Annotated in this window: 24 protein-coding genes; all 24 read left to right on the forward strand. The window is 50.5% G+C overall.

The window, feature by feature from the left end:
• Nucleotides 1–1,437 (forward strand): RNA polymerase factor sigma-54, encoded by a 1,437-nt coding sequence (rpoN, locus tag BD_RS03850; RefSeq protein WP_011163390.1) that lies wholly within the window; start codon nt 1–3, stop codon nt 1,435–1,437.
• Between the two features lie 400 nt (nt 1,438–1,837).
• Nucleotides 1,838–2,593, forward strand: coding sequence for a substrate-binding periplasmic protein (locus BD_RS03855; protein ID WP_157865780.1), 756 nt, complete (start codon nt 1,838–1,840; stop codon nt 2,591–2,593).
• Between the two features lie 63 nt (nt 2,594–2,656).
• Nucleotides 2,657–3,154: an adenine phosphoribosyltransferase gene (locus BD_RS03860; RefSeq protein ID WP_011163392.1), complete on the forward strand. Its 498-nt coding sequence runs from the start codon at nt 2,657–2,659 to the stop codon at nt 3,152–3,154.
• A gap of 16 nt (nt 3,155–3,170) precedes the next feature.
• Nucleotides 3,171–3,722, forward strand: a complete 552-nt coding sequence (locus BD_RS03865) for a 5'-methylthioadenosine/S-adenosylhomocysteine nucleosidase family protein (RefSeq protein WP_048349825.1) — start codon at nt 3,171–3,173, stop codon at nt 3,720–3,722.
• Between the two features lie 86 nt (nt 3,723–3,808).
• Nucleotides 3,809–4,288 (forward strand): hypothetical protein, encoded by a 480-nt coding sequence (locus BD_RS03870; protein ID WP_157865645.1) that lies wholly within the window; start codon nt 3,809–3,811, stop codon nt 4,286–4,288.
• 93 nt (nt 4,289–4,381) lie between these two features.
• The gene (gene hpf / locus BD_RS03875; RefSeq protein ID WP_011163395.1) at nt 4,382–4,732 is read left to right on the forward strand and encodes a ribosome hibernation-promoting factor, HPF/YfiA family; all 351 of its coding nucleotides are present in this window, start codon (nt 4,382–4,384) and stop codon (nt 4,730–4,732) included.
• 64 nt (nt 4,733–4,796) lie between these two features.
• Entirely contained in the window at nt 4,797–5,414 is a 618-nt protein-coding gene (locus tag BD_RS03880) for a hypothetical protein (protein ID WP_231839277.1), read from the forward strand.
• Between the two features lie 124 nt (nt 5,415–5,538).
• Nucleotides 5,539–6,702, forward strand: a complete 1,164-nt coding sequence (metK, locus tag BD_RS03885; protein WP_011163397.1) for a methionine adenosyltransferase — start codon at nt 5,539–5,541, stop codon at nt 6,700–6,702.
• A gap of 73 nt (nt 6,703–6,775) precedes the next feature.
• A complete protein-coding gene (lepA, locus tag BD_RS03890) occupies nt 6,776–8,575 on the forward strand; it encodes a translation elongation factor 4 (protein WP_038451587.1) in 1,800 nt (599 codons plus the stop codon).
• Between the two features lie 10 nt (nt 8,576–8,585).
• Nucleotides 8,586–9,374 (forward strand): signal peptidase I, encoded by a 789-nt coding sequence (gene lepB / locus BD_RS03895; RefSeq protein WP_011163399.1) that lies wholly within the window; start codon nt 8,586–8,588, stop codon nt 9,372–9,374.
• On the forward strand, nt 9,375–10,082 hold the full coding sequence (gene lepB, locus BD_RS03900) for a signal peptidase I (RefSeq protein WP_011163400.1): 708 nt from the start codon (nt 9,375–9,377) through the stop codon (nt 10,080–10,082).
• A 76-nt stretch (nt 10,083–10,158) separates the two neighbouring features.
• The gene (lepB, locus tag BD_RS03905; protein WP_011163401.1) at nt 10,159–10,833 is read left to right on the forward strand and encodes a signal peptidase I; all 675 of its coding nucleotides are present in this window, start codon (nt 10,159–10,161) and stop codon (nt 10,831–10,833) included.
• A gap of 35 nt (nt 10,834–10,868) precedes the next feature.
• Nucleotides 10,869–11,771 carry an aspartate carbamoyltransferase catalytic subunit gene (locus tag BD_RS03910; RefSeq protein ID WP_011163402.1) on the forward strand — a complete coding sequence of 301 codons (903 nt, stop codon included), beginning with the start codon at nt 10,869–10,871 and terminating at the stop codon, nt 11,769–11,771.
• Entirely contained in the window at nt 11,771–12,835 is a 1,065-nt protein-coding gene (gene carA / locus BD_RS03915) for a glutamine-hydrolyzing carbamoyl-phosphate synthase small subunit (protein ID WP_011163403.1), read from the forward strand. The genes BD_RS03910 and carA overlap by 1 nt, the downstream gene beginning before the upstream one ends.
• Nucleotides 12,832–13,500 (forward strand): hypothetical protein, encoded by a 669-nt coding sequence (locus BD_RS03920; protein WP_011163404.1) that lies wholly within the window; start codon nt 12,832–12,834, stop codon nt 13,498–13,500. Before carA ends, BD_RS03920 begins: the two co-directional genes overlap by 4 nt.
• A gap of 15 nt (nt 13,501–13,515) precedes the next feature.
• Complete coding sequence (carB, locus tag BD_RS03925; RefSeq protein ID WP_011163405.1) at nt 13,516–16,710, forward strand: carbamoyl-phosphate synthase large subunit; 3,195 nt, start codon at nt 13,516–13,518, stop codon at nt 16,708–16,710.
• On the forward strand, nt 16,707–17,597 hold the full coding sequence (locus BD_RS03930; protein ID WP_011163406.1) for a substrate-binding domain-containing protein: 891 nt from the start codon (nt 16,707–16,709) through the stop codon (nt 17,595–17,597). The genes carB and BD_RS03930 overlap by 4 nt, the downstream gene beginning before the upstream one ends.
• Nucleotides 17,598–17,603: 6 nt before the next feature.
• Nucleotides 17,604–18,347 carry an ABC transporter ATP-binding protein gene (locus tag BD_RS03935; RefSeq protein WP_011163407.1) on the forward strand — a complete coding sequence of 248 codons (744 nt, stop codon included), beginning with the start codon at nt 17,604–17,606 and terminating at the stop codon, nt 18,345–18,347.
• Nucleotides 18,340–19,110, forward strand: a complete 771-nt coding sequence (locus tag BD_RS03940; RefSeq protein ID WP_226988010.1) for an ABC transporter permease — start codon at nt 18,340–18,342, stop codon at nt 19,108–19,110. Before BD_RS03935 ends, BD_RS03940 begins: the two co-directional genes overlap by 8 nt.
• Complete coding sequence (locus BD_RS03945; RefSeq protein WP_080558977.1) at nt 19,103–19,891, forward strand: prepilin peptidase; 789 nt, start codon at nt 19,103–19,105, stop codon at nt 19,889–19,891. The genes BD_RS03940 and BD_RS03945 overlap by 8 nt, the downstream gene beginning before the upstream one ends.
• A 170-nt stretch (nt 19,892–20,061) precedes the next feature.
• Nucleotides 20,062–21,117: a type IV pilus assembly protein PilM gene (gene pilM, locus BD_RS03950; protein WP_011163410.1), complete on the forward strand. Its 1,056-nt coding sequence runs from the start codon at nt 20,062–20,064 to the stop codon at nt 21,115–21,117.
• A complete protein-coding gene (locus BD_RS03955) occupies nt 21,114–21,725 on the forward strand; it encodes a PilN domain-containing protein (protein ID WP_011163411.1) in 612 nt (203 codons plus the stop codon). Before pilM ends, BD_RS03955 begins: the two co-directional genes overlap by 4 nt.
• Nucleotides 21,718–22,311, forward strand: a complete 594-nt coding sequence (locus BD_RS03960) for a type IV pilus inner membrane component PilO (RefSeq protein ID WP_011163412.1) — start codon at nt 21,718–21,720, stop codon at nt 22,309–22,311. Before BD_RS03955 ends, BD_RS03960 begins: the two co-directional genes overlap by 8 nt.
• Entirely contained in the window at nt 22,308–22,991 is a 684-nt protein-coding gene (locus tag BD_RS03965) for a pilus assembly protein PilP (RefSeq protein WP_011163413.1), read from the forward strand. The genes BD_RS03960 and BD_RS03965 overlap by 4 nt, the downstream gene beginning before the upstream one ends.
• Nucleotides 22,992–23,009: the final 18 nt, after the last annotated feature.

Raw genomic sequence — 23,009 nt, forward strand, 5'->3', positions numbered from 1 at the left:
ATGGCTCTTCGACAGACGATGAACCTGAGCCAGTCTCTGGTAATCACTCCACAGCTGCAACAGGCGATCAAGCTTTTGCAGATGTCGCGTATGGAGTTGGAGTCGGCTGTGCGCTCCGAGCTGGAAGAAAATCCTATTCTGGAAGAAGCCGAATCCGCGCTGAAAGAAGAAGACCTTCAAAGAACCAAAGAGGCTGCCAACGAAGTTGAGCATTCCGAAACTCCGGACCAGCAGAACATTCAGGATCCGCAAAAGCAGGATGAATTCGAGTGGGAATCCTACATCGAAGCCAACCAAAAGCCTCCACAGTCCGGCATGGCGGGTTCTGAAGAGATCATGAACTATGAGAACGTCATCACGGCGTCTCAAACCCTGCACGATCACCTTTACTGGCAAGTTAAAATGAACGGCTTCTCTGAAGAAGAGGAAAGAGCCGCAGACGCCCTGATCGGCGCCATTGATGATGACGGGTATATCAAAGTTCCTCTGGAGCAGATCGCTGAAGAGGAAAAAGTGGATCTGGCCCTGCTGGAAGACACTCTGACCCTGATTCACGAATTTGATCCCCCGGGTGTGGGTGCCCGCGATCTGCAGGAATGTCTGCTGATCCAGGCCAAACACATGGAAGAGGACACCCACGATCTGGTCACGCTGATCAAAAATCATGTGAAGGATCTGGAAAAGAAAAACTACGAGGCCATCGCCAAAGCCCTGAACCGCGACGTTGAAGACATCGTGGAAATCTGCAAAATCATCTATGCGATGGATCCAAAGCCGGGTCGTGCGTTTGTCAGCAGTGACACGCACTATGTGACTCCGGATGTTTACGTTTACAAAGTGGGTGATGATTACGTGGTGTCTTTGAATGAAGACGGTTTGCCGCGTTTGAAAATCTCCAACTTCTATAAAAACATGCTTAAAGGTGGCAAAACCACCGGCGACAAGACCCAGGATTATATCCAGGAAAAACTTCGTTCTGCCGTTTGGTTGATCAAGTCCATTCACCAAAGACAGCGCACGATCTACAAGGTGACTGAGTCGATCGTAAAACACCAGCGCGAGTTCTTTGAAAAAGGCTCTGAGCACTTAAAACCGATGGTTCTGCGTGATATCGCCAATGATATCGGCATGCACGAATCCACGGTCAGCCGTGTGACCACGGCGAAATACGTGCACACACCACAGGGTATCTACGAACTGAAATACTTCTTCAATTCCGGTATCAGCTCTTCGGATGGTGATTCACTGGCTTCCGAGTCAGTTAAAATCAAAATCAAGGATCTGGTGGCCAAGGAAGATCCGAAAAATCCATTGTCCGATCAAAAGATCGTGGATTTGCTGAAGGTCGAAGGTATTCAGATCGCACGTCGTACGGTGGCCAAATACCGCGACGTTCTTAAGATTCTTCCTTCTTCTCAACGTAAGAAGTACTTCTAGTCTTTTGCGAAGAACGGCTTGGGATGAGCTATCCCGGGCCGTCTGCTTCGGACAGTCCTCGCTCGTTTTTCCCCTTCTTGTTTCTCGTCGTTTTATTCCTCGCTGCGGAACTCGCAGTCGACCCGGGATAGCTCATCCCAAGCCCTCATGCTGATGTTCGAAGTGTTTCTTTTTTTTTGAGGAAGGAAGCTCTTTGCGTATGGTGTTGCTTTCGCGTTGGGAGGGGAATGGGGAGCTTTTTGGGGTTTGTTCCGAAAGTGTCGGTGAGATTGTTTAGTGATTACTTAAGTGTAAGGTGTATTGAGGGTTCTTGGTTTGTTAAGTAGCAGGGATGGGTCGATTTGGTTTCTTGCTGGTAATTCTTGTTTGTTTTGACGCTTGGTGTGCTCCTGTGAAGTTGATGGTGGAGGATTCTTGGCCGCCGTTTGCTTTTCGCGAGAAGGGGCGGGCTGTGGGCATGTCCGTGGATATTGTGCGGGCCGCTTTTAAGAATGTCGGTGAGGATGTGGAGCTTTTTCAAGTGCCTTATCCGCGCTGTCTGGCGCAGACCCAAAGTGGTAAGTTTGTGGCCTGCTTTAATTCTGCGCGCAGCAAAGAGATGGATGCGGATTTTCTTTTTCCCAAAGAGCCACTTTTCAAAAGCAAGGGTTTGATCGTTGCTTTGCGCACGGGGACCTCAACAAAGGTGCAAAAGGTGAAAGATCTTGAGGGGCGCACTGTGGCGCTGCCGAATGGATTTCCCTTCGGGGTGGAGTTTGATGAAAACTCCAAAATCAACAAAGTCTTTACGGCCAATGATCTGACCAGTCTGATGATGCTGAATTCCCGGCGCGTTGGATATGTCGCTATCGATGAATATGTTTTCTATTATTATCTGAAAAACAAACCGGAATTCCGGGACCGGTTCAAAGTCATCATCGAGATGAGTGAAGAGCCCATCTATGTGCACTTTTCAAAAAAGCATTCGGACGCCAAAGGTCTGATAAAGAAATTTGAAGTGGGCCTGGCCTTGCTCAAGGCGTCTTCCGGCTATAAAAACATTCTGGAAAACTGGGTTGGGCCCGAAGGTCAGCGCAGTGTGAATGTGGCTGCGCTGGTATATCAACCAGCGCAGTTCCGCGCGCCTCTTTATTTTCCGGGCTTGATGGTGGAATAGATTTCCTTTACTCACAGCAGGGTTTCCCTTAAGAATAAGGGTGCAACTGCCAAGGAGTGGCCCGTGGATTTAAAGAGCCTGATTCGTGATGTTCCTGATTTCCCCAAGCCAGGGATTATTTTCCGTGATATGTCCCCGCTGCTGCAAAACGCTGAAGCCCTCAGTTTTGTTTCCCACAATCTTTTAAAGCACGTCGATCTGACTCATGTGGATTATTTCGCCGGCATTGAATCCCGTGGATTTATCCTGGCAGCCCACATGGCGGCGACTCACAAAAAAGGCTTCCTGCCAATTCGTAAAGCGGGGAAGCTGCCGCCTCCGACGCGCAAGGTTTCCTATGCTCTGGAGTACGGTACAGCTGAAATTGAGCTTCCTCCGGGCCGCGGGAATGTGGTGATCGTGGATGATGTTCTGGCGACCGGTGGCACGCTGCAGGCGGCGATTGACCTCTGTCTGCTGGCCGGGTACTCCGTGGAGTCAGTGGCAGTTCTGGTCAATCTGACGTTCCTTAACAAGATGACCTACAACGATCAAAAGGTGGCTTCGCTTGTTCAATATTAATGACGTGGCTTTGGTGATGGCGCTTCCGGGCGAGTCTCAGGGCTTCTTTGAAAAAGAAAATATCCCTGTGGTCTATACCGGCATTGGCAAAGTGAATGCCGCGCTGGTGGCTATGGATGTGATTCATAAAACCAAGTGCAAAGTCATGATCAACCTGGGAACCGCGGGCAGTTCCCGTTTTAAAACCCATGACCTTGTCGAGGTTTCAAGCTTCGTGCAAAGAGACATGGACATTTCCCCTTTGGGATTCAAGGTCGGTGAAACACCGTTTGATCCGCTTCCAGGAGCGATTGACCTGATTCCTTACTTCCCGGAGCTGTCTCATGGGGTGTGTGGCACAGGGGACAGCTTTGAAACCGGCACTCCAAAAGTGCCTTGCGAGCTGGTGGACATGGAAGGTTATGCCCTGGCCAAGGTTTGTCGCAAAATGAACGTGCAGCTGATCTCACTGAAGTACATCACCGACGGGGCGGATCACAATGCCCACAATGATTGGGAGGCCAATCTGGTTCATGGGGCTAAAAAGCTTCTGGAATTTTATAAAAAAATGGTGACCATCCCAAGTTAGAATTGAGCGGGCTCCGACAGGGGCCCGTCTCTTTTTGGAACATGGAAAAACCTCATCTTTGGTCCGGGATTGCCGATAAGTTTTCCATGATCAAGCCAGCTAACATCGCCATGTATGCCGTGGCCCTGACGGGACTGACCCTGGGGCTGATTGCCAACCCCTTTGGCTCCAAAAAACACAAAATGGATCCTGCTGAAATCGAAGCCCTGCACGAAAAGGCGCAGGTGTATTTCGAAGCCGGCAACTATGAGGGGGCTTTGGACACGTCCCGCAAGATCCCGTCCCATGTGCCGAAGTATTCTGACATCCGGGAACTGCGCCGCAAGTCAGAAAATGCGCTCCGTGAATATAAACGAAAAATAGAAAGCGGCGAAGCTGAGCCCAGAACGGTGGATCGACTGCCCGCGGCCCTTCGTGATTCTTATTTCGACGCAAAGCTCGAATTCAGCCGTGGTCAGTGCAAAGAGGCCTTTGCCGCCATGAGCCCGGTTGCCAAATATCTCAACAATAAGCAGGACGATGAAATTTTTAAGGCCTGTTTATTAACCCAAAGAAAAACCAAATGAGTCTCAAAATAGGGCTCATCTTTAGTCCGGCTGGACCGATAAGAAGTCCAGCAAGCAATCAAAGGCCTTGAAAGGGGCTGAGAAGGAGAAAACATGAAACTCAACTACACCTTTAAGCATCTGGACCACTCTGAATCCCTTGAGACCTACACAGAAGAAAGAATGGCCGAGGTGGGGCGCTTCCTGCTTAGAGAAGGTTACGGCAACGTGTATTTCAGTAAGGTAAAAAATGAATTCTGCGTTGAGATCTCCGTGAACACCCGCGAAAAATATTTCAAGGCGACTGCATACGGTCCTGATGTCTATGGTGCTGTGGACGCATGTGCCGAAAAAATGGAGAAACAGTTTTTGAAGACCAACAAGCAATACAAGGATCACAAAAAGCCAGAACTCACCAAGGGAGCACGTCAGGAGACGTTCTCACGCTGGAAAAAGGCGGCGTGATTTTCGTGCAAATTTTCTGATCCGCGATTATACTAAGGAGGTGGAATTATCCACCTCTTGTATTTTGGAACGTTGCTTGGAACAGGAAGAACAGATTCATTGGGGAACCTCCCTTTTTTCCCTGGATGTGAAGGAAGACCTGCACGTCCGTCACTATAAATGGCGCCTGCTGCTTCTGATCACGCTTCTTACCGGTCTGCTGATGTGGACCTACAGCTTCATCTCTTTATTTTTCGTTGAAGATCCGACCCTGGCTCAGATCGGCTTTACCTGCTCGATTTTGCACGCCCTGTCTCCTTTGGTTTACCGTTGGACCCGCTCCATGCCGGTGGCCGCCTACAACATGGTGATCTCGGGGATGGTCTTTCAGTTTTCCTTCTCGTTCTTTACAGGGGGATTTTTCTCTCCGACACTGATCTGGTTTGCGGTGCTGCCGTTGATCGTGGGGCTGCTGACCAAACGCTTTCATGCGGTGGTGTGGACCTTTCTTTCTGTCGGGGCCTATATGCTGATGTTCCTGTTTCAGAACAAGGGCTTGGTGCCGGAATCCTCGATCAGCGAACTGGGGCGCACCCTGGCTCAGTTTATGATTGGCCTGGGGCTGATCGGCCTGGTTGGAGGCTTTACAGTGTTTTTCCTAGAACTGGCTTATTTTTATCACCACAAACCCAAGGATCCTTGACCCCTCCGGGTGCTTTTGATAGTTTGGCCGCTCGCTAAATTCCAGCTCAATTTGACTGTATTTTAGGATGGTCCCAGAGGGGGCCGAGCTCATTAACACCATTCCCTAATGAGGAACGAACGCAGTGAAAAACTATCTCTTTACGAGTGAATCTGTATCCGAAGGTCACCCCGACAAAATGGCCGATCAAATCTCTGACGGTATTCTGGATGCCATCCTGGCTCAGGATCCGAAGGGCCGTGTTGCCTGTGAAACCCTGCTGACAACCGGTTTGGTGGTTGTTGCCGGTGAGATCACAACTTCGGCAAAAGTGAACTTCTCTGAAGTGGCTCGTGATGTTGTAAAACGCATTGGCTACGACCACTCTGACAAGGGCTTTGACTACAAAACATGCGGCGTGATGATTGCCGTGGGTCAGCAGTCCCCGGATATCGCGGTGGGCGTTAAAGAAACTCTTTCTGACAATCAAGGCGCTGGTGATCAGGGTCTGATGTTCGGTTACGCTGTGAACGAAACTCCAGAGCTGATGCCTTTGAGCATCGCGATGTCTCACAAACTGGTGAAAGACCTGGCGGCTCTTCGCAAAGCCAACAAAGTGGACTGGTTGCGCCCGGATGCAAAATCCCAAGTGACTGTTCAGTACGAAAACGGCATTGCAAAACGCATCGATGCAGTGGTTATCTCCACTCAGCACGCCGACAGTGTTTCCAACTCCACAATCCAGGAGTTCATCACTGAAGAGCTGATCAAAAAATCCATCCCAGGCAACTGGATCGACTCCAAAACCAAATTCTTCATCAACCCAACAGGCCGTTTCGTAACGGGTGGTCCAATGGGTGATGCGGGTTTGACCGGTCGTAAAATCATCGTGGACACTTATGGTGGTCACGGTGCTCACGGTGGTGGCGCGTTCTCTGGTAAAGATCCTTCCAAAGTGGACCGCTCTGCCGCTTACGCATCACGTCATATCGCGAAGAACATCGTGGGAGCGGGTCTTGCGGAACGCTGCCTGGTTCAGGTGGCTTACGCGATCGGTGTGGCTGAGCCTGTCAGCATCACTGTGAATGACTACGGAACAAGCAAAGTTGGCCCGGAAGTGCTTGAAAAAGCGGTCCGCCAGGTCTTCGATTTGCGCCCAGCTCGCATTACAAAGGATCTGGACCTGCTAAGACCGATTTACAGCCCGACAGCGGCTTACGGCCACTTTGGTCGTAACGAAGAGTCCTTCACTTGGGAGCGCCTGAACAAGGTCGACCAGCTGAAAGACGCTGTAAAGACTTTGGCTTAAATTTTTATAAAACCTTAATCATTGCGCCGAGTTGTCACTAGCAACTCGGCGCTTCTTATTTATACTACCGCCCATGGATCCTAAATACATACGCAATTTCTCTATTATCGCTCACATCGACCACGGCAAATCTACTTTGGCTGACGGTCTTCTTTCCGCCACCGGCTCATTGTCGGATCGTGAGAAAAAGGATCAGTTCCTCGACAACATGGAACTTGAGCGCGAACGCGGCATCACCATCAAAGCTCAAACAGTCTGTCTGGATTTCAAATCCAAAGACGGCAACATGTATCAGATCAACTTGATCGATACACCGGGGCACGTGGACTTCTCTTACGAAGTGTCCCGTTCTTTGGCCGCTTGTGAAGGCGCGATTCTTGTCGTTGACGCCGCTCAAGGGGTGGAAGCACAAACCCTGGCGAACGTTTATCTGGCCATGGAAAATAATCTTGAGATCATTCCTGTTCTGAACAAGATTGATCTTCCGTCCGCAGATCCAGAAGGTGTTGCGAAGCAGATCGAAGACACTGTCGGCTTGGATTGCACAGGGATCATTCACGCGTCGGCGAAAGAAAAGATCGGTATCACCGATATTCTGGAAGCGATCGTTGAAAAAGTTCCGCCACCAAAAGCGGACCGCAGCCTGACACCAAGAGCTCTTATTTTCGACTCTTGGTTTGATGCTTATCAGGGCGTTGTTGTCCTGGTTCGTATGGTCGACGGCGTGATCAAAAAAGGTGACAAGATCAAGTTCATGGCCACCGATCGTGACTATGAAGTTCTGCGCATGGGTAAGTACAAACCATTCCCGTTAATGCAGGATGTTCTTGAGGCGGGTGAAGTGGGCTTCATCGTCTGTGGTATTAAAGATATCCGTGACGTTCAGGTGGGTGACACCGTCACTTCCGCAAAACACCCGGCGACCCAGCCTTTGGCAGGTTTCCAGCGTATCAAGCCGATGGTTTTTGCCGGTATCTTCCCGGTCGTGGCTTCTGAATACGAAAACCTGAAGGACGCTTTGGACAAACTTTGTCTGAATGACTCGTCTTTGACGTTCGAGGTTGAAAAATCCGCGGCACTTGGTTTCGGATACCGTTGCGGTTTCCTGGGGCTGTTGCACATGGAAATCGTTCAAGAGCGTCTTGAGCGAGAATTCAATCTGGATCTGATCACCACGGCGCCGACGGTTGTTTACCGTATCACAAAAACAGACGGCACCGAGATGATGCTGGAAAATCCGTCCGGTATGCCGGTGGAAACCCAGATTGCCAAGTTTGAAGAGCCGTATGTAAAAGTGACCCTGCACACGCCGACTGATTATATCGGCGGCATTCTGAAGCTGTGCGAGGACAAGCGTGGTATCCAGCAGAAGATGGAATACGTCACCGACAAAAAAGTCATCATTGAGTACAAGTTGCCGATGAATGAAATGGTGATGGACTTCTACGATCGTTTGAAATCCATCTCCAAAGGTTATGCTTCTTTGGAGTATGAATTCGTCGGTTTTGAGGAATCAGACCTGGTGAAGCTGGATATTCTGATTAACGGTGAGGCTATCGATGCCCTGTCTTTGATCGTTCACCGATCCAAGGCGCAAAACCGTGGCCGCTTGCTGGCTGAAAAAATGAAAGAACTGATTCCTCGTCAGATGTATCAGGTGGCGATCCAGGCAGCTATCGGTGCCAAGATCATCGCGCGTGAGACTCTGGGGGCAATCAGAAAAGACGTGACCGCCAAGTGTTATGGTGGTGATATTTCCCGTAAGCGTAAGCTTCTGGAAAAGCAAAAAGAGGGTAAGAAGCGCATGAAGGCCATCGGCCATGTCGAAGTCCCTCAAGAAGCCTTCCTCGCGATCCTGAAAGTCGAAGACTAGGAGAATCAACATGAGCGACAAACAACCAAAAAGCTGGGACTTTAGAACGAAACACTTCTGGACAGAGGGTTGGGGCTCTTTGTTCCTGGCGGTGTTCATCGCTTTGTTCATTCGCTGGGGCTTCATCGAAGCTTACGTGATTCCATCGGGCTCGATGCTGCCGTCGCTTTTGATTCATGACCATATCTTCGTGAACAAGCTGACTTACGGTCTGCGTGTTCCTTTCAGCGAAAAATGGCTGGTGAAATTCAACGAACCTGAGCGTGGGGAAGTGATTGTCTTTAAATATCCTAAAGACATGAGCACTTTCTTCATCAAACGCATCGTGGGCGAGTCGGGCGACAAGGTTTACTACGAAAACGGGACTCTTTATATCAACGACAAACCGGTTGAAAAAAAGGTTCCAGCCAACATGGATGACTTTGCATGGCTTCGCGATGCGGACTTCCAGCGTGATGGCAATATCAATGATAGCAAAGAAAACTACGTCGAGTTCACTGAAGTCCTGCCGGCGGGCAAAGCTGCCAAAGAAGGTAAAGAGCATGCCATCCTTCTTCGCAAGGGTGATATCTATGAAACCTTTGGCCCGGTGACCATTCCGGATGACCATCTGTTTGTCATGGGCGACAACCGCATGAATTCTTCAGACAGCCGTGTGTGGGGTTTCCTGCCAAAACAAAACATCCTGGGTCGTGCGATGTTCGTATGGCTAAGTTGCGAAGAAACGGTGCCGATGCTTCCGTTCCTGTGCAACCCGCTGACCATCCGCTGGGGACGTTTCTTCCACTCTGTGAACTAGATGTCTGAACCCAAGGCCACTCCCAATCTGAAAGGAACATGGAATCAGGCGATCCTGACTTTCTTGTTTCCGATTCTGCTGGTGATGGGAGTGCGCTGGGCCTTGTTTGAGCCCTTCGTGATCCCGTCCGGGAGCATGATTCCGAATCTTCTGATCCATGACCACATTCTGGTAAAAAAATTCGCTTACGGTCTGCACATCCCTTTCAGTGACAAGTGGCTGGTGCAATGGTCAACGCCTGAGCGCGGGGATATCGTGGTTTTCAAGTACCCTGAAAATCCGGATGTCTATTATATCAAGCGTTTGATTGGCCTGCCCGGGGATCAGATTGAAGTCCGCGCCGGTCGCATTACAGTCAATGGCAAGGCTTTTGAGATGGCTCCTTACGAGGGCCCCCTGGTGAACAATAAAGAGTTTTATTATTTCACTGAAAACAACACTCAGAAGTCCTACGTGGTGCGCTTCCTCAGTGAAGAAAACTCGGCCGATGTGCAGGTCTATCAAGTTCCGCCGGATCAGTTCTTCTTTATGGGTGACAACCGGGACCAATCCAGTGACTCACGTTTCTGGGGTTTTGTGAAAAACGACTATCTGGTCGGAAAAGCGTCGGTTATCTGGCTATCTTGTAACAGCACTTTGCCGACAATGACGTTTGTGTGTGACCCCTCACAAATCCGCTTCAACCGTTTATTTAAGACCTTGGATTAATAGGTCGTCTAAGAAATAATTGAAAGCCCTCAGAATTGCTTTGAAGGTCTCGCCCAAGTCCGTTTAGGATTTAGGGATGAATCGTTGGCGGGAATATCTAACAACTTTGGTTTTGGCAGTGGTGTGTGCACTTTTTGTGCGTCACTTTCTGGTCACCGCTTATAAAGTCCCGACAGGTTCCATGCAACCGGCTCTAAAGCCCGGTGATTTCATCTTTGCCTCACGTGTGTCTTACGGTGTGCAGATTCCGTTTGCTTCCAAGCGCTGGAATCTGACTTTGCCAGCTCGCGGGGATATCGTGGTGTTCAGTTATCCCAATCAGCCGTCAGTCACTTACGTCAAACGCGTGGTGGGTTTACCTGGGGATCGGGTGCAGATCGTAAAAGGCCGTCTCGTTCTGAATGACGAACCGGTGTCTTATGAAAAATTGGATGCGGCTTCCGATAATCCCAATGCGGAACTCTTTGATATCTTCAAAGAGACTTCCGGTGCCGACTCCTGGCGTGTGATCTTCCAGAAAACTCCAGACGACAAAGATTTCGGCCCGCTGGTTGTGCCTCCAGGAGAGGTTTTCCTGTTGGGGGATAATCGTGATGCCAGTGACGACTCGCGCTATTGGGGCACGGTTCCTATGACCCAGGTGGTGGGCCGCGTGGCTTTAATTTGGCTTTCGCTGGATTGGCAGCAGAAATGGGGTGGCGATCGCTATCCTTCAGTGCGTTGGGACCGAGTTTTTTCTACGGTTCATTGACAAGGTCTGCCCAAGTACCTAGTCTTGGGTTCTAGATGTCGTCTAGGAAAAATTTCTCCATTCTTGATCTTCGTTCGCTTGAAAAAACAAAAATCGATTTCCTATTCTCTATTGCCGACTCTGTTGCGGCATCAAAATCGGCTCCTATTCAGGGCTTCGGAAAAACCGGAGCCCTTTTGTTTTTTGAAGCCAGCACTCGCACCCGCATGAGCTTTGAAACGGCCTGTGCTCGTTTGGGAATCCATCCGTTGCGCCTGGATGGCAGCGCGGGCAGCAGTCTTGAAAAAGGCGAAACCCTGGAAGACACCGTTTTGAATGTCGAGGCCATGAAGCCAGCATTTTTGGTGATCCGCTGTGGGGATGATCTGGATCTGAAAGATCTTTCCGAAAAAATCAGCACCCCGATTCTGAATGCCGGCTGGGGAAAGAAGGGGCATCCGACGCAGGCGTTGCTGGATGCTTACACACTTCGCAAGCATCTGGGCACGTGTTCAGGCCAAAAGCTTTTGATCGTGGGCGATGTTCGCCACAGCCGGGTTGCGGCCTCTCACTTTGAGCTGGCAGAAAAGCTGGGTTACGAAGTGGCTCTGTGTGGTCCAAAAGAATTTCTTCCGGCCCAGCCACCATGTCGTGTGTTTGCCACTTTGAAGGAAGGCCTTCAGTGGTCCACAGCGACGATGGCGTTGCGAGTGCAGTTGGAGCGTCACGAGAATAAATATTCTTTGGCGGACTATCGTGACCAGTATGGTTTCACTGCCAAAAATCTGCAGTCCCTTTCGGACCAGGCCTTGATCATGCATCCGGGTCCGATCAATCAAGGGATTGAGCTTGATTCCGACGTTCTGAAGGATCCGCGCTGCAAGGTGCTGGATCAGGTTTCCAATGGTGTTTTGATTCGTCAAAGTCTGATTCAAATGACGTTGAAAGAGGGGGAGTGATGCGCGGCTATCTGGTGCTTGAAGGTGGGGAAGTCTACACCGGTCAATGGCAGGGTGGTGAAGATCGCGCCGGCGAGGTTGTGTTCAACACCTCCCACTCCGGTTACGAAGAAATTGCCACCGATCCGTCTTATTTTTCTCAAATTGTGGTGATGACCGCCCCCATGCAGGGGAATTATGGGGTTGAAGACGCTGTCTGGGAATCGCGGAAGCTCTGGATCGAGGGCTTCATCTGTCTGGAAGTTCAGGACAGCGAACGCGACCATGCCTGGAAAAAACGACTGACTGACAATAAAATTCCGATGCTCACCGAACTGGACACGCGGGCTTTGGCTTTGCGATTGCGTCAGGGCGGAACTCCCTGGGGGGCACTGGTTCAGGCCGGCTCCGAGGCTGAAGCTTTGAAAAAGGCAGACAGCCTGATAGCCGCAAAAAAGACTGTTGATAAAGACTGGGTGTACATCGTTTCCCGCAAAGAAGCAGAAACCCGCCGCGGTGAAAACATGGTGGGCCCGAAGGTGGCGGTTCTGGATTTTGGCAGCAAAGAAAACATCCTGCGTGAACTGCAAAACCGCTGTTCTGAAATCAAGATTTTCAACAGCCGCTCCTCGGTTCAGGAGATTCTGGCTTACAATCCGGACGGGATCATGCTGACCAACGGCCCGGGCGATCCGGCGGACGTAAAAGTGGCCATCGGCACAGTTCGCGAACTTTTGGGTGTAAAACCGATCTTTGGTATCTGCATGGGACACCAGATTCTGGGGCTGGCCCTGGGGGCAAAGACCTACAAGTTAAAATTCGGCCATCGTGGGTCCAATCATCCGATTCGCGACACCCTGCTTAATCAGATTTATATGACCAGCCAGAACCACGGATACGCCGTGGAAGAGGCTTCTTTGCCTTCTGACGTGAAGGTCACCCATGTGAACCTCAATGACGGCACTGTGGCAGGTTTTTATAGTGAAAAACGCAAGTGTTTAGGAATACAATATCACCCGGAAAGTTGTCCTGGGCCGCATGAGGCTTCAGGGCTGTTTAGCTACTTTGTAGAGCGGATGATATGAACGAATACGAAAAACTGATCGAAAAAATTCTTAACCACTTTGTCAGCGACGCATTCAAGGACGAATTGGCCATGGCCAAAAAAGAGTTCTTTGAAAACGCCGGTACTCTGGATGAAAACTCCGAGCACTATGAGTCTCGCATGGCGCAGTTCTACGACTGGTATTTTTTCACCCGTGAACTGAAGGGTTTCGGTCAGACGCCGCTGGAGGCCTGCCTTCTGGTGCGTGAACTTCGTTTCTCTGAGGAAGAGCTGAAAACTCTGGAAGTGCTGAAGCAGCACCGCCATTCCATTTTCGAGTTTGTGAAAATCAAGGACGGCGACGTCTATATCAAGGATATTCTGCAGAACAAAAAAGGCTTCTTCTCTTCCAACGTGATGGTGGTGAAGGCGTCTCCGTTTGTTTTCGGCTTTGACCAGGATGAGTTGTTTGAAGTGCGTTTGATCCCTCAGGGTGATTCCTATGTCTTCACCCGCGGCTTCTGCTTCCATCCTGAAAGTGCGAAGAAGTTCATTCTGAGCGAGGCCAAGCGTCATCGCAAAGATCCGGATCTGGATCCGGATCTGCTGATGCTTCGCCTGATTAAAATGCGTTATAAATTTGAACAGTATAAACATGTGAAGCCTGAGCTCATTTACTCCAATGAGGGGAAGCTCGGGATCTAGTTCGAGGAGGAAAGAGTGCCGCGCAAGTCCAGTATTAAGAGAGTTCTTATTATCGGATCTGGACCCATCGTTATTGGACAAGCCTGTGAGTTTGATTACTCCGGCACTCAAGCCTGTAAGGCCCTGATGAAAGAGGGCCTCGAAGTCATCCTGGTGAATTCAAATCCCGCCACGATCATGACTGATCCAGAGATCGCCACCCGCGTTTATGTTGAGCCTTTGAAGGTCGACTATCTGGAAAAAATCATCGCCAAAGAAATGCCCGATGCGGTGATTCCCACTCTGGGCGGCCAGACGGCTCTGAACCTGGCTTTGGATCTGCATGCCAAGGGCATCCTGCAAAAATATAAAGTTCAGCTGCTGGGCGCGACACCTCAGGTGATCAAAGCCGGTGAAGACCGCGAAATCTTCCGCGGTTTGCTGGACAAGATCGGCGCGAAATACCCAAAAAGCCACCTCATCCGCACCTACGAACACGGTCTGCAAATCGCCGATGAACTGGGTTATCCGATGATCCTGCGCCCGAACTACACTCTGGGCGGGGGCGGCGGTGGTATCGCTTACTCTCCGGAAGAATACAAAAAAATGCTGGTGACAGCTCTGCATGAAAGTCCGACGTCCGAAGTTCTGGTGGAAGAAAGCATCCTGGGCTGGAAAGAATATGAACTTGAGGTCATGCGTGATCACAAGGGCACGTTCGTGGTCGTATGCAGTATCGAAAACCTGGATCCTTGCGGCGTGCACACCGGCGACAGCATCACGGTGGCGCCTCAGCAGACTTTAAGTGATCGTGAATATCAGTCCATGCGTGATGAGGCCTGCAAGATCATCAATGAAGTGGGTATTGAAACAGGCGGGGCCAACATTCAGTTTGCCGTTCACCCAACGACAAAAGAACGTGTGGTGATTGAGATGAATCCACGGGTCAGCCGCTCTTCGGCGCTGGCAAGTAAGGCGACGGGGTTCCCGATTGCCAAGATCGCGGCTTTGCTGGCGATTGGTTATTCTCTGGATGAACTTCAAAATGACATCACCAAAGTAACACCTTCTTGTTACGAACCGGCTTTGGACTACATCGTTACCAAGATCCCGCGTTTCGCCTTTGAAAAGTTCGCGGGCTCAAAGGACTCCCTGACCACCCAGATGAAAAGCGTCGGCGAAGTCATGGGAATCGGGCGCACGCTGCAGGAATCTTTGATGAAGGCTTTGGCCAGTCTTGAAAAAGACCCTCAGGCCATTCCAGAGGTGGAACTAGAGACCGGCAAGATCTCTTATCCGAACAGCCGTCGCATCTATCATCTGTTCCAGGCCTTCCGTGATGGCAAAACCGTGGCGGAAATCGAGGAACTGACGCGCATCAATCCTTATTTCCTGGAGCACATTGAGGCCCTGATCAAATTCGAAAGAATGTTCAGGGCGGATTTCACTGAAAACAATGTCGATCTTCTTTTGAAGGCCAAACGCAAGGGTTTCACGGATGCCCGTTTGGCAGCTTTGATTGGCAAAAAGGAAGCTGACATCCGCGCTTTGCGCGAAAAGCATCAGATGTTCCCGCGCTATCAGCAGGTGGACACTTGTGCCGGTGAATTTGAATCCTCCACGCCGTATTTCTATTCGTCTTACTGGCCAATGGCTTCGGCCAAAGTTGACGCGCCGGATGCTGTCGTGGTGATCGGCAGCGGTCCGAATCGCATCGGGCAGGGGATCGAATTTGATTACAGCTGTGTGCGCGGGGTGAAGGGTTTCCAGAAAAACGGTCGCAAGGTGATTATGGTGAATTCCAATCCCGAAACCGTTTCCACTGACTATGACACTTCAGACGTGTTGTTCTTTGAACCTTTGACGGTGGAAAGTCTCTCGGAAATCATGCGCTTTATGAAGCCCTATGGTTTTGTGGCTCAGCTGGGTGGGCAGACTCCGATTGGGGTGGCTCCGGATCTGGTGAAAGCCGGTTACCGTCTGCTGGGCTCTTCACTTGAAACCATCGATCTGGCGGAAGACCGCGGATTGTTCTCTAAAATTTGTCGTGAACTGAATTTTGAAATTCCAAACTCCGGCATGGCCGGTTCTTTGGAAGAAGCCCTTCGCATTGAAAAAAATGTCGGTTACCCGATGATCTGCCGTCCAAGTTATGTTCTGGGCGGCCGCCGCATGGAAGTGATCGAAAACACTGAGGAGCTTCTGTCTTACTTCCAGCGCCACAAAGACTACATCTCTCCTGAAAAGCCGTGCCTGATGGATCAGTTCCTTGCCGGTGCTTTGGAAGTCGACGTCGATCTGGTGCGCGGGGAGGACTGGGTTGTGGTCGGCGGAATTGTCGAGCATATCGAGGCCGCCGGGGTTCACTCGGGGGATTCCATGGGGGTGTTGCCTCCGCACCGTTTGAAACCGGAAACTTGCGAGCGCATCGAAGACCTCAGTAAACAACTGGCCAACCGTATCGGTGTGATCGGCCACTTGAATCTGCAATTGGCCGTGAAGAACGATGTGGTGTACATGCTTGAAGCCAATCCGCGCAGTTCCCGCTCGGTGCCGTTCGTTGCCAAGGCTACGGGCATTCCGCTGATTGATCTGGGTGTGGCGGCGATGCTGGGTAAAAAGAAGAAAGACCTGAAGCTTGAAAACCTCAACTGGAGAAAAACCGAATCCGTGTCCGTAAAGGGTGTGGTATTCCCATTCAAGAAATTCCCGGAATCTGACTCCATTCTGGGGCCGGAAATGAAATCCACCGGTGAAAGCATGGGCCGCGGAAAGAACTATTCCGAAGCTCTGGCGAAGGCCTTCCTTTCAAGTAACATAAGACTTCCAAAAATCGGTCAGGTGTTCTTCTCTTTGCGTGATAAAGACAAAGAAGTCATGCTTCCTTTGGCGCGTGAACTTCAGCGCATGGGTTACGGGGTGTCGGCGACAACCGGAACAGCGAATTTCTTCAACGAAAAAGGTGTGAACTGCCTTTCGCTTAGAAAAGTCGATGAAGGCCGCCCTCACTGTGTGGACAAGATCCGGTCGGGCGATGTGGCCTTTGTGATCAACACCACCTCGGGCCGCCGTGCGATCGAGGCCAGCTTCGACATTCGTCGAGCTTGTACTGACTATAATATTCCATGCCTCACCGAAAGTGACGCTGCTGAAGCCTTCATTCTTGCTTTGAAAAACGAAAGAAATGAGTCATCATCAGTCGAGGCCCTGGGGGCCATGGAGGAATTTTGAAACGACTTATTCTCGGACTGCTGACACTTCTTTCGATCTCCACAGCTTTTGCGGCGGAGGGCACCTCTGAAGCAGTCCCTCCCAGTATCACGATTGGCGTGATCCCTGGAGGCAATCCCGAGAATCTGCGTGAACAGGGCCTGGCTCTGGCAAAAGAGCTTCAGGCCAAACTCAACATTCCGGTCAATATCTACGTTTCCAAGAACTATGTCGGCTTGATCGAGGCCATGAAGACCAAGAAGGTGGATTTCGCCTTCTTCAGTTCTTCAACATATGTTTTTGCTGAACAGCAGGCTCAAGCCAAGGTCCTTCTAAAGAAGGTATGGCACGAGCCGTACTACTATTCCATGATCATCACGCCGCAAAGATCCGGGATCAAAAGTCTGAAAGCTTTGAAAGGCAAAAAAGTGGCCTTCGTTGATGACAAGTCCTCTTCCGGATATTTGTATCCTCAGGTGGCCCTGCGCAAAGAGGGTTTGAGTGATACGGACTTCAAAGAAGTTGTATTCACCGGCAATCACCAGGCATCCATTCAGTTCCTGGAAGCCAAGAAAGTCGATGCTGCCGCCGTCTTCAGTGACGATGAAAAAGGCACGCAAGGGGCTTGGGAAAAGTTCGGCACCGATAAAAAAGCGAAATACCGTATTTTGTGGAAAAGCGCTCCGATCCCGAATGATCCATTCTGCGTTCGTCAGGATTTCTATGATGCTTATCCCAAGACAACCCACACTTTGATGTTCGCGTTGATTGATGCTCTGGAACAGAACCGCAATAAAGACACATACTCTGAAATTTTGGGTTCTCGCGACTTGATGCCAGCCACCTCCAAACAGTATGATCCTGTCAGGGAGATGGTGAAAGCTTTGAATATCGAGCTGAAGCCATAGTTTTTCATGGCTGTATTATCAATTGAAAAGCTGAATAAGACATTTAAAGGCGGTCTTTTTGAAAAGGACCGTCATGTGTTGCGTGACGTGACCTTCTCTTTGCCCGAAGGCCAAACTTCCGGCTTTGTCGGCAGCAATGGGGCGGGTAAAACCACCACCATCAAATGTCTTTTTGATTTCATTCGCCCGGACAGTGGTCAGATCAACTTTTTTGGAGCCCCTCTGACCAGTGAAAGCAAAACCCGCATTGGGTACCTTCCAGAGCGCCCTTATCTCTATGAATTCCTGACGGGCATGGAATTCCTGCGTCTGCACTGGAATCTTTGCTATGGTTCCGCGATGAAGGACTTCCATGAAAGAGCTCACGAAGCGCTGAAAAAAGTCGACCTTTTCGAAGCCCGTGATCGCCGTCTTAGAACTTACTCCAAAGGTATGTTGCAAAGAATCGGGATTGCTCAGGCGATTTTGACCCGCCCGGATTTGTTGATTTTGGATGAACCGATGTCAGGACTTGATCCTGATGGGCGGGCCATGGTGAAAGACATCCTGCGCGAAGAACAAAAGCGCGGTGTCAGTCTGTTCTTCAGCAGCCATCTTTTGCAGGATATGGAAGAGCTTTGCACGCATCTGGTGGTGATCAATCGCGGTCAGATTCTGTACGACGGGGTATTAAGCTCCTTCATGGCTGAATTCCAAAGCCTGGAAAAAGCCTTCTCTGTTCTGAAAGGAAAGGAGGAGGGCCGTGTATAAGGTTTTGACTTTGGCACGCACCACTTTGCGCGAAATGTTGCGTGAACGTGTTTTTATGGTGGCCGTGTTGATTGCCATCGCTTTGTTGGGTCTGAGCTTCTTGTTGGGGGCATTGTCCTTTGCTGAGCAACGCAAAATTCTGACGGACTTCGGTTTCCTGGCGATTCAGATTTCGGGTTTGGGAATTTCTCTGTTTTCCGGGGCGTACCTGTTGGCCAAGGAAATTGAAAAACAAACCTGTTTGTTGATTCTGTCCCGTCCGGTGTCCCGTGCTCAGTTTATCGTCGGAAAACTTTTGGGGGTTCTGGCGTTGAACAGTCTTTTGATGGGATCTTTGACCATTTTGCTGTGGATTCTGCTGGGTCTGTGGAAAGAACCTCAATTCCTGCTGTCGTTCCTGGAGATCGCTCTCAGTCTGTGGTGTGAAAGCGCCGTGATTCTGTGTCTGGTGATTTTCTTCAGTCTGGTGGTGCGCCCGGTGCTGGCTTTGGGCGCGGGCTTTATGGTGTTCCTGCTGGGGCATTGGTTGGGGGATCTGGCTTTCTTCGCGGAAAAAAGTCGGGAAGACCTGTTTGTGCAGGCAGTGAAAGTGCTGCACTGGTTGACCCCGAATTTCTATCGTATGAACTGGAAATCAGCGTACTTCCTTGAAAAGGGGATTCCGGCTGAAAATATTCTGTGGATGCTGGCGCACATGACGGGCTGGGCTTTGTTGGCGGTGCTGGCGACGAACTTCTTCTTCAGGAGAAAAGACATTGTTTGATCTGGATACGGGCTTTTACGTCCTTTTCTTTGTTTTGGGTGCGATTTTTGGAAGTTTCGGCAATGTCGTGATCTATCGCCTGCCGCGCGAGGAAAGTGTCGTCAAGCCTCGCAGCTACTGTTACGGCTGCAAAACCCAGATCAAATGGTATGACAATATCCCTATCCTGAGCTGGTTCATTCTTCGTGGCAAATGCCGCAAGTGTCAGGCCAAGTTCTCTTTCCGCTACCCTCTGGTGGAAATCATCATGGCGGTGCTGTTTGCGCTTTCTTACCACTATGCGGGTCTGACTTGGACGCTGCTTGAATACTTGATCTTTATTTTTGGACTTGTTGTCTGCACGTTCATCGATCTGGATCACATGATCCTGCCGGACGAATTTACCCTGTCAGGGATTGTCATTGGACTTGTCGGTGCAGCCTTGAATCCCCAGCGTGAGTTCCTGGATGCGCTGTTTGGCGTGTTGATGGGCGGGGGCTTCCTTTGGGGGATGGCTTACGTCTATTATATGTTCACCAAAAATGAAGGCATGGGTGGGGGCGATATCAAGCTTCTGGCCTGGATCGGTGCCATCGTCGGCTGGAAAGCCATTCCGTTTGTGATCATGACCTCGGCGATTGTGGGCAGTGTGATCGGTTTGATCGCTGCCAGAAAGCAGAAAGCTGGACTAAAGACGGTGATTCCGTTCGGTCCGTACCTGGCTTTGGGAGCTGTGGTTTATCTTTTTGGCGGTGAAGCCATCGCCCTTTGGTACCTCGGTTTGTTCCTTCCCGCTGTCTAATCTGAAGGCAAGACCTTCGCCCCGGGGCTGGACCTTTTGGTTTCAGCCTCGACCCTTGTTTGACATTCCCCACCCAAGCAGAAATAATTTTAGTATATCAGACTTGGGTCCTAAAGACGTAAGTCTTTGAAAAGACATCTGAGTGGTACAACTGGGGAAGCAACGTAAGCATGTTTTTTAAATCGAAAAAGGTCATAGGACTCGACATTGGATCGAGCTCCATCAAGCTTGCTGAAATGGACGTCAGTGGCAAGGGCGCCCAGCTTCTCTCTTTTGGTTTTGCACCAACGCCTCCCAATGCCGTGTCCGGTGGGGAGATCGTGGATATCGCCTCTGTCGGTATCGCCATTCAACAGCTGATCAACGAAGTTAAGACCAAACGAAAAATAATAGCCACCGCCATGTGGGGAACCGCCGTGATCGTGAAAAAGATCACCATTCCCAAAATGGATCGCAAACTTATCAAGGATCAGATCCGCTTCGAGGCCGAGCAGTACATCCCGTTTGATATCAACAATATCAGCCTGGCCCACCATATTCTGAACTCCAGTGCATCTCCTGATGCCATGGACATTCTTCTGATTGCTGCGCAGAACGAGCTTGTGACCCAGTACACTCAAGTGATTGAGGTCAGTGGCCTGACTTGCGGCGTATTGGATGTTTCTGGCTTTGCATTGGCCAATGCGTTTGAGCTCAATTACGGAAAAATCCCGGGCGAAGTGATCGGTATCCTGAATTTTGGTGCCTCGATCACCAACTTCGTGGTTCTGCAAAATGGCGAAGTGATCTTCTGCCGTGACATCCCGGTGGGCGGAGCCAACTACACCAATGAAATCCACAAAGCGATGGGTGTGACCGTGGCGGAAGCTGAAGCCTTGAAGCTCAGCGCGATTTCCCGCCGTGAGGTTCCCGACGAAGTTCACAGCATCATCAGTGCCACCAACGAGGCGGTGACGGAAGAAATTCGCAGCAGTCTGGACTTCCTAAGCGCGACGACCAACGGTCTGGTGCTAAGCCGTTGTTTCTACACGGGTGGAAGTTCAGCGACTTCGGGGCTGGTTGAAACAGTTTCCCGTGTGACGGGTATCATGATGGAACCGTTTAATCCGTTCCTGCGTGTGAAGGCCAATCCGAAAAAGTTTTCTCCTGAATATCTTGATCAGATCAGCTCCTTTGCCGGGGTCGTGACGGGTCTTGCCCTGCGTGAACAGGGGGATGCGACATGATCAAGATCAATCTGGCATCACAAGCTTCTACCTCTGGCGGAGGCTCCATCGGGGCGTCACTGGGGATTTCATCAGACTCCTTTATGGGGGCCGATGAGATCCGCAAAGAGGCGTTGAAGCGTCTGGTGCTTTTGTTGATCGGACCTCTGGCATTGTACATTTATGAAAACCAGAACGTTCCGGGCAAAGTGGCCGAGCTGAACTCCAAAAACCAGATTCTGGTGGAGCTGCAGACTTACAATGCCAAAGCCGCGGATTCCGTGGCCGAGATCAAAAAGTTTAAAGAGGACGAGGCCCTGATGGAGGCTCGTATCTCGGCTTTGGAGAAAATTTCCAAAGACCGTCAGCGTGAGATCCGCGTATTGGATCTGCTGCAGACAGTGATTCCGGAAAAGGCCTGGTTGACTCGCGTGCAGGTGAATCCGACACGTGTGAACATCCAGGGGCTGGCTTTGAGTGACTTTGAGGTCTCTCAGTTCCTGGAAGCTCTGACCAAGAGTGTGTTCCTGATGGACGTAAACCTTGTCAGTTCCAGCGAAACGGTGACCGACGGGGTCAGTTTGAAAAAGTTTGAAATCAGTTGTTTGTTGGAGAGAGCAAATGAATAAGCTATTTGATCTGCTCGCAGTCCAGACAATTGGAAAAATTCTGGTGATCGGCCTGGGCCTGACCGCCATGTATTGGAACTTCATGTACGATGACGGTTCCGCCGTTGACGCGCAAATCGTCACGGTGAACCAGCAGCTGCAGGAAGAAGAAAACAAAAAGAAAGACACCGATGCAACTCTGAAACAGGTTCAGGAGATGCAGGAAAAAGTCGGTCAGCTCAGCCAGAAGTATCAGGAGATTTCCCGTCGTTTGCCGGCGGTGCTGTTCTCTATTGATATCAATAAGGCGATCGATGATTTCGCCCGTAATGCCGGCGTCAGCGTGAAGTCGAAAAAACCGGGTGAAAACATCAAAAAAGAGGTCGTGGAAGAGGTTCCTGTCGAGGTGTCCCTAGAGGGCACTTACGCGGAGCTGGCTCAGTTCACTTTCCTGGTGTCCACGGCCGAGCGTATGGCGCGCGTTCAGAATGTTGTGATTTCTGAAAGCGAACCGGGCTCCCGTAAATTGAAGTTTGAAGGTCAGGTGGTTGGTTACAAGCTGGCCCCTGAAGAGAAGAAGCCTGCTACAACGGAGAATCCGCAGTGAAGTCTGTAAGATGGATTGTATCTTACATTTTAGTGGCCTCTCTGGGACTTTGGCTGGCCTTTGCGGTCAGTATGAAGTTCATGGCGCCGGCACATTCTCAGGATGCTCCGGCCAACGGCGATCTTCCCGCAGAATTTTTGAAAGAGGTTGAAAACACCCAGGTTCCACCTGCGGGCAGTCCACCTCCAGCCGGAACTCCGGCAGGAACGCCTCCAGCGGCACAAACTCCGCCGCCAGCAGATGTGCCTGCACAGATTCCCCCGCCTCCGGCCAATGAAATGCCGGTCGGGGACCAGGTGACGGCACCGGCTCCGCAGCAGATTTTGTCCAGTGATGGGTATATTTATGATCCGACCGGTAAAAGAGACCCGTTTAAGGTCTTTAAAACGATCCGCCCGAACACACCAGAATCCGCTCGTCCGAACGAGATTCTGGAGCCTCTGCAGCGTTGGGAAGTTGATCGTCTACAGGTTGTGGGTATTTTGTGGGATGTTAGAACACCTCGTGCGATGATCAAAGATCCGGACGGGGCTGTATTTGTAGTGACTAAGAACTCCAAGATCGGCCGAAGCGAAGGATTCGTGGCGGCCATCCGTGAAGGGGAGGTTGTTGTCGTGGAAACGAAATACGACGACGGCAAAGCCTTCAAAGAGTCACGCATTATGGAGTTGAAAAAATAGTTATCTTTTAAGAGGAGG

The sequence above is a fragment of the Bdellovibrio bacteriovorus HD100 genome, from assembly GCF_000196175.1.
GTDB classification, from domain to species: domain Bacteria; phylum Bdellovibrionota; class Bdellovibrionia; order Bdellovibrionales; family Bdellovibrionaceae; genus Bdellovibrio; species Bdellovibrio bacteriovorus.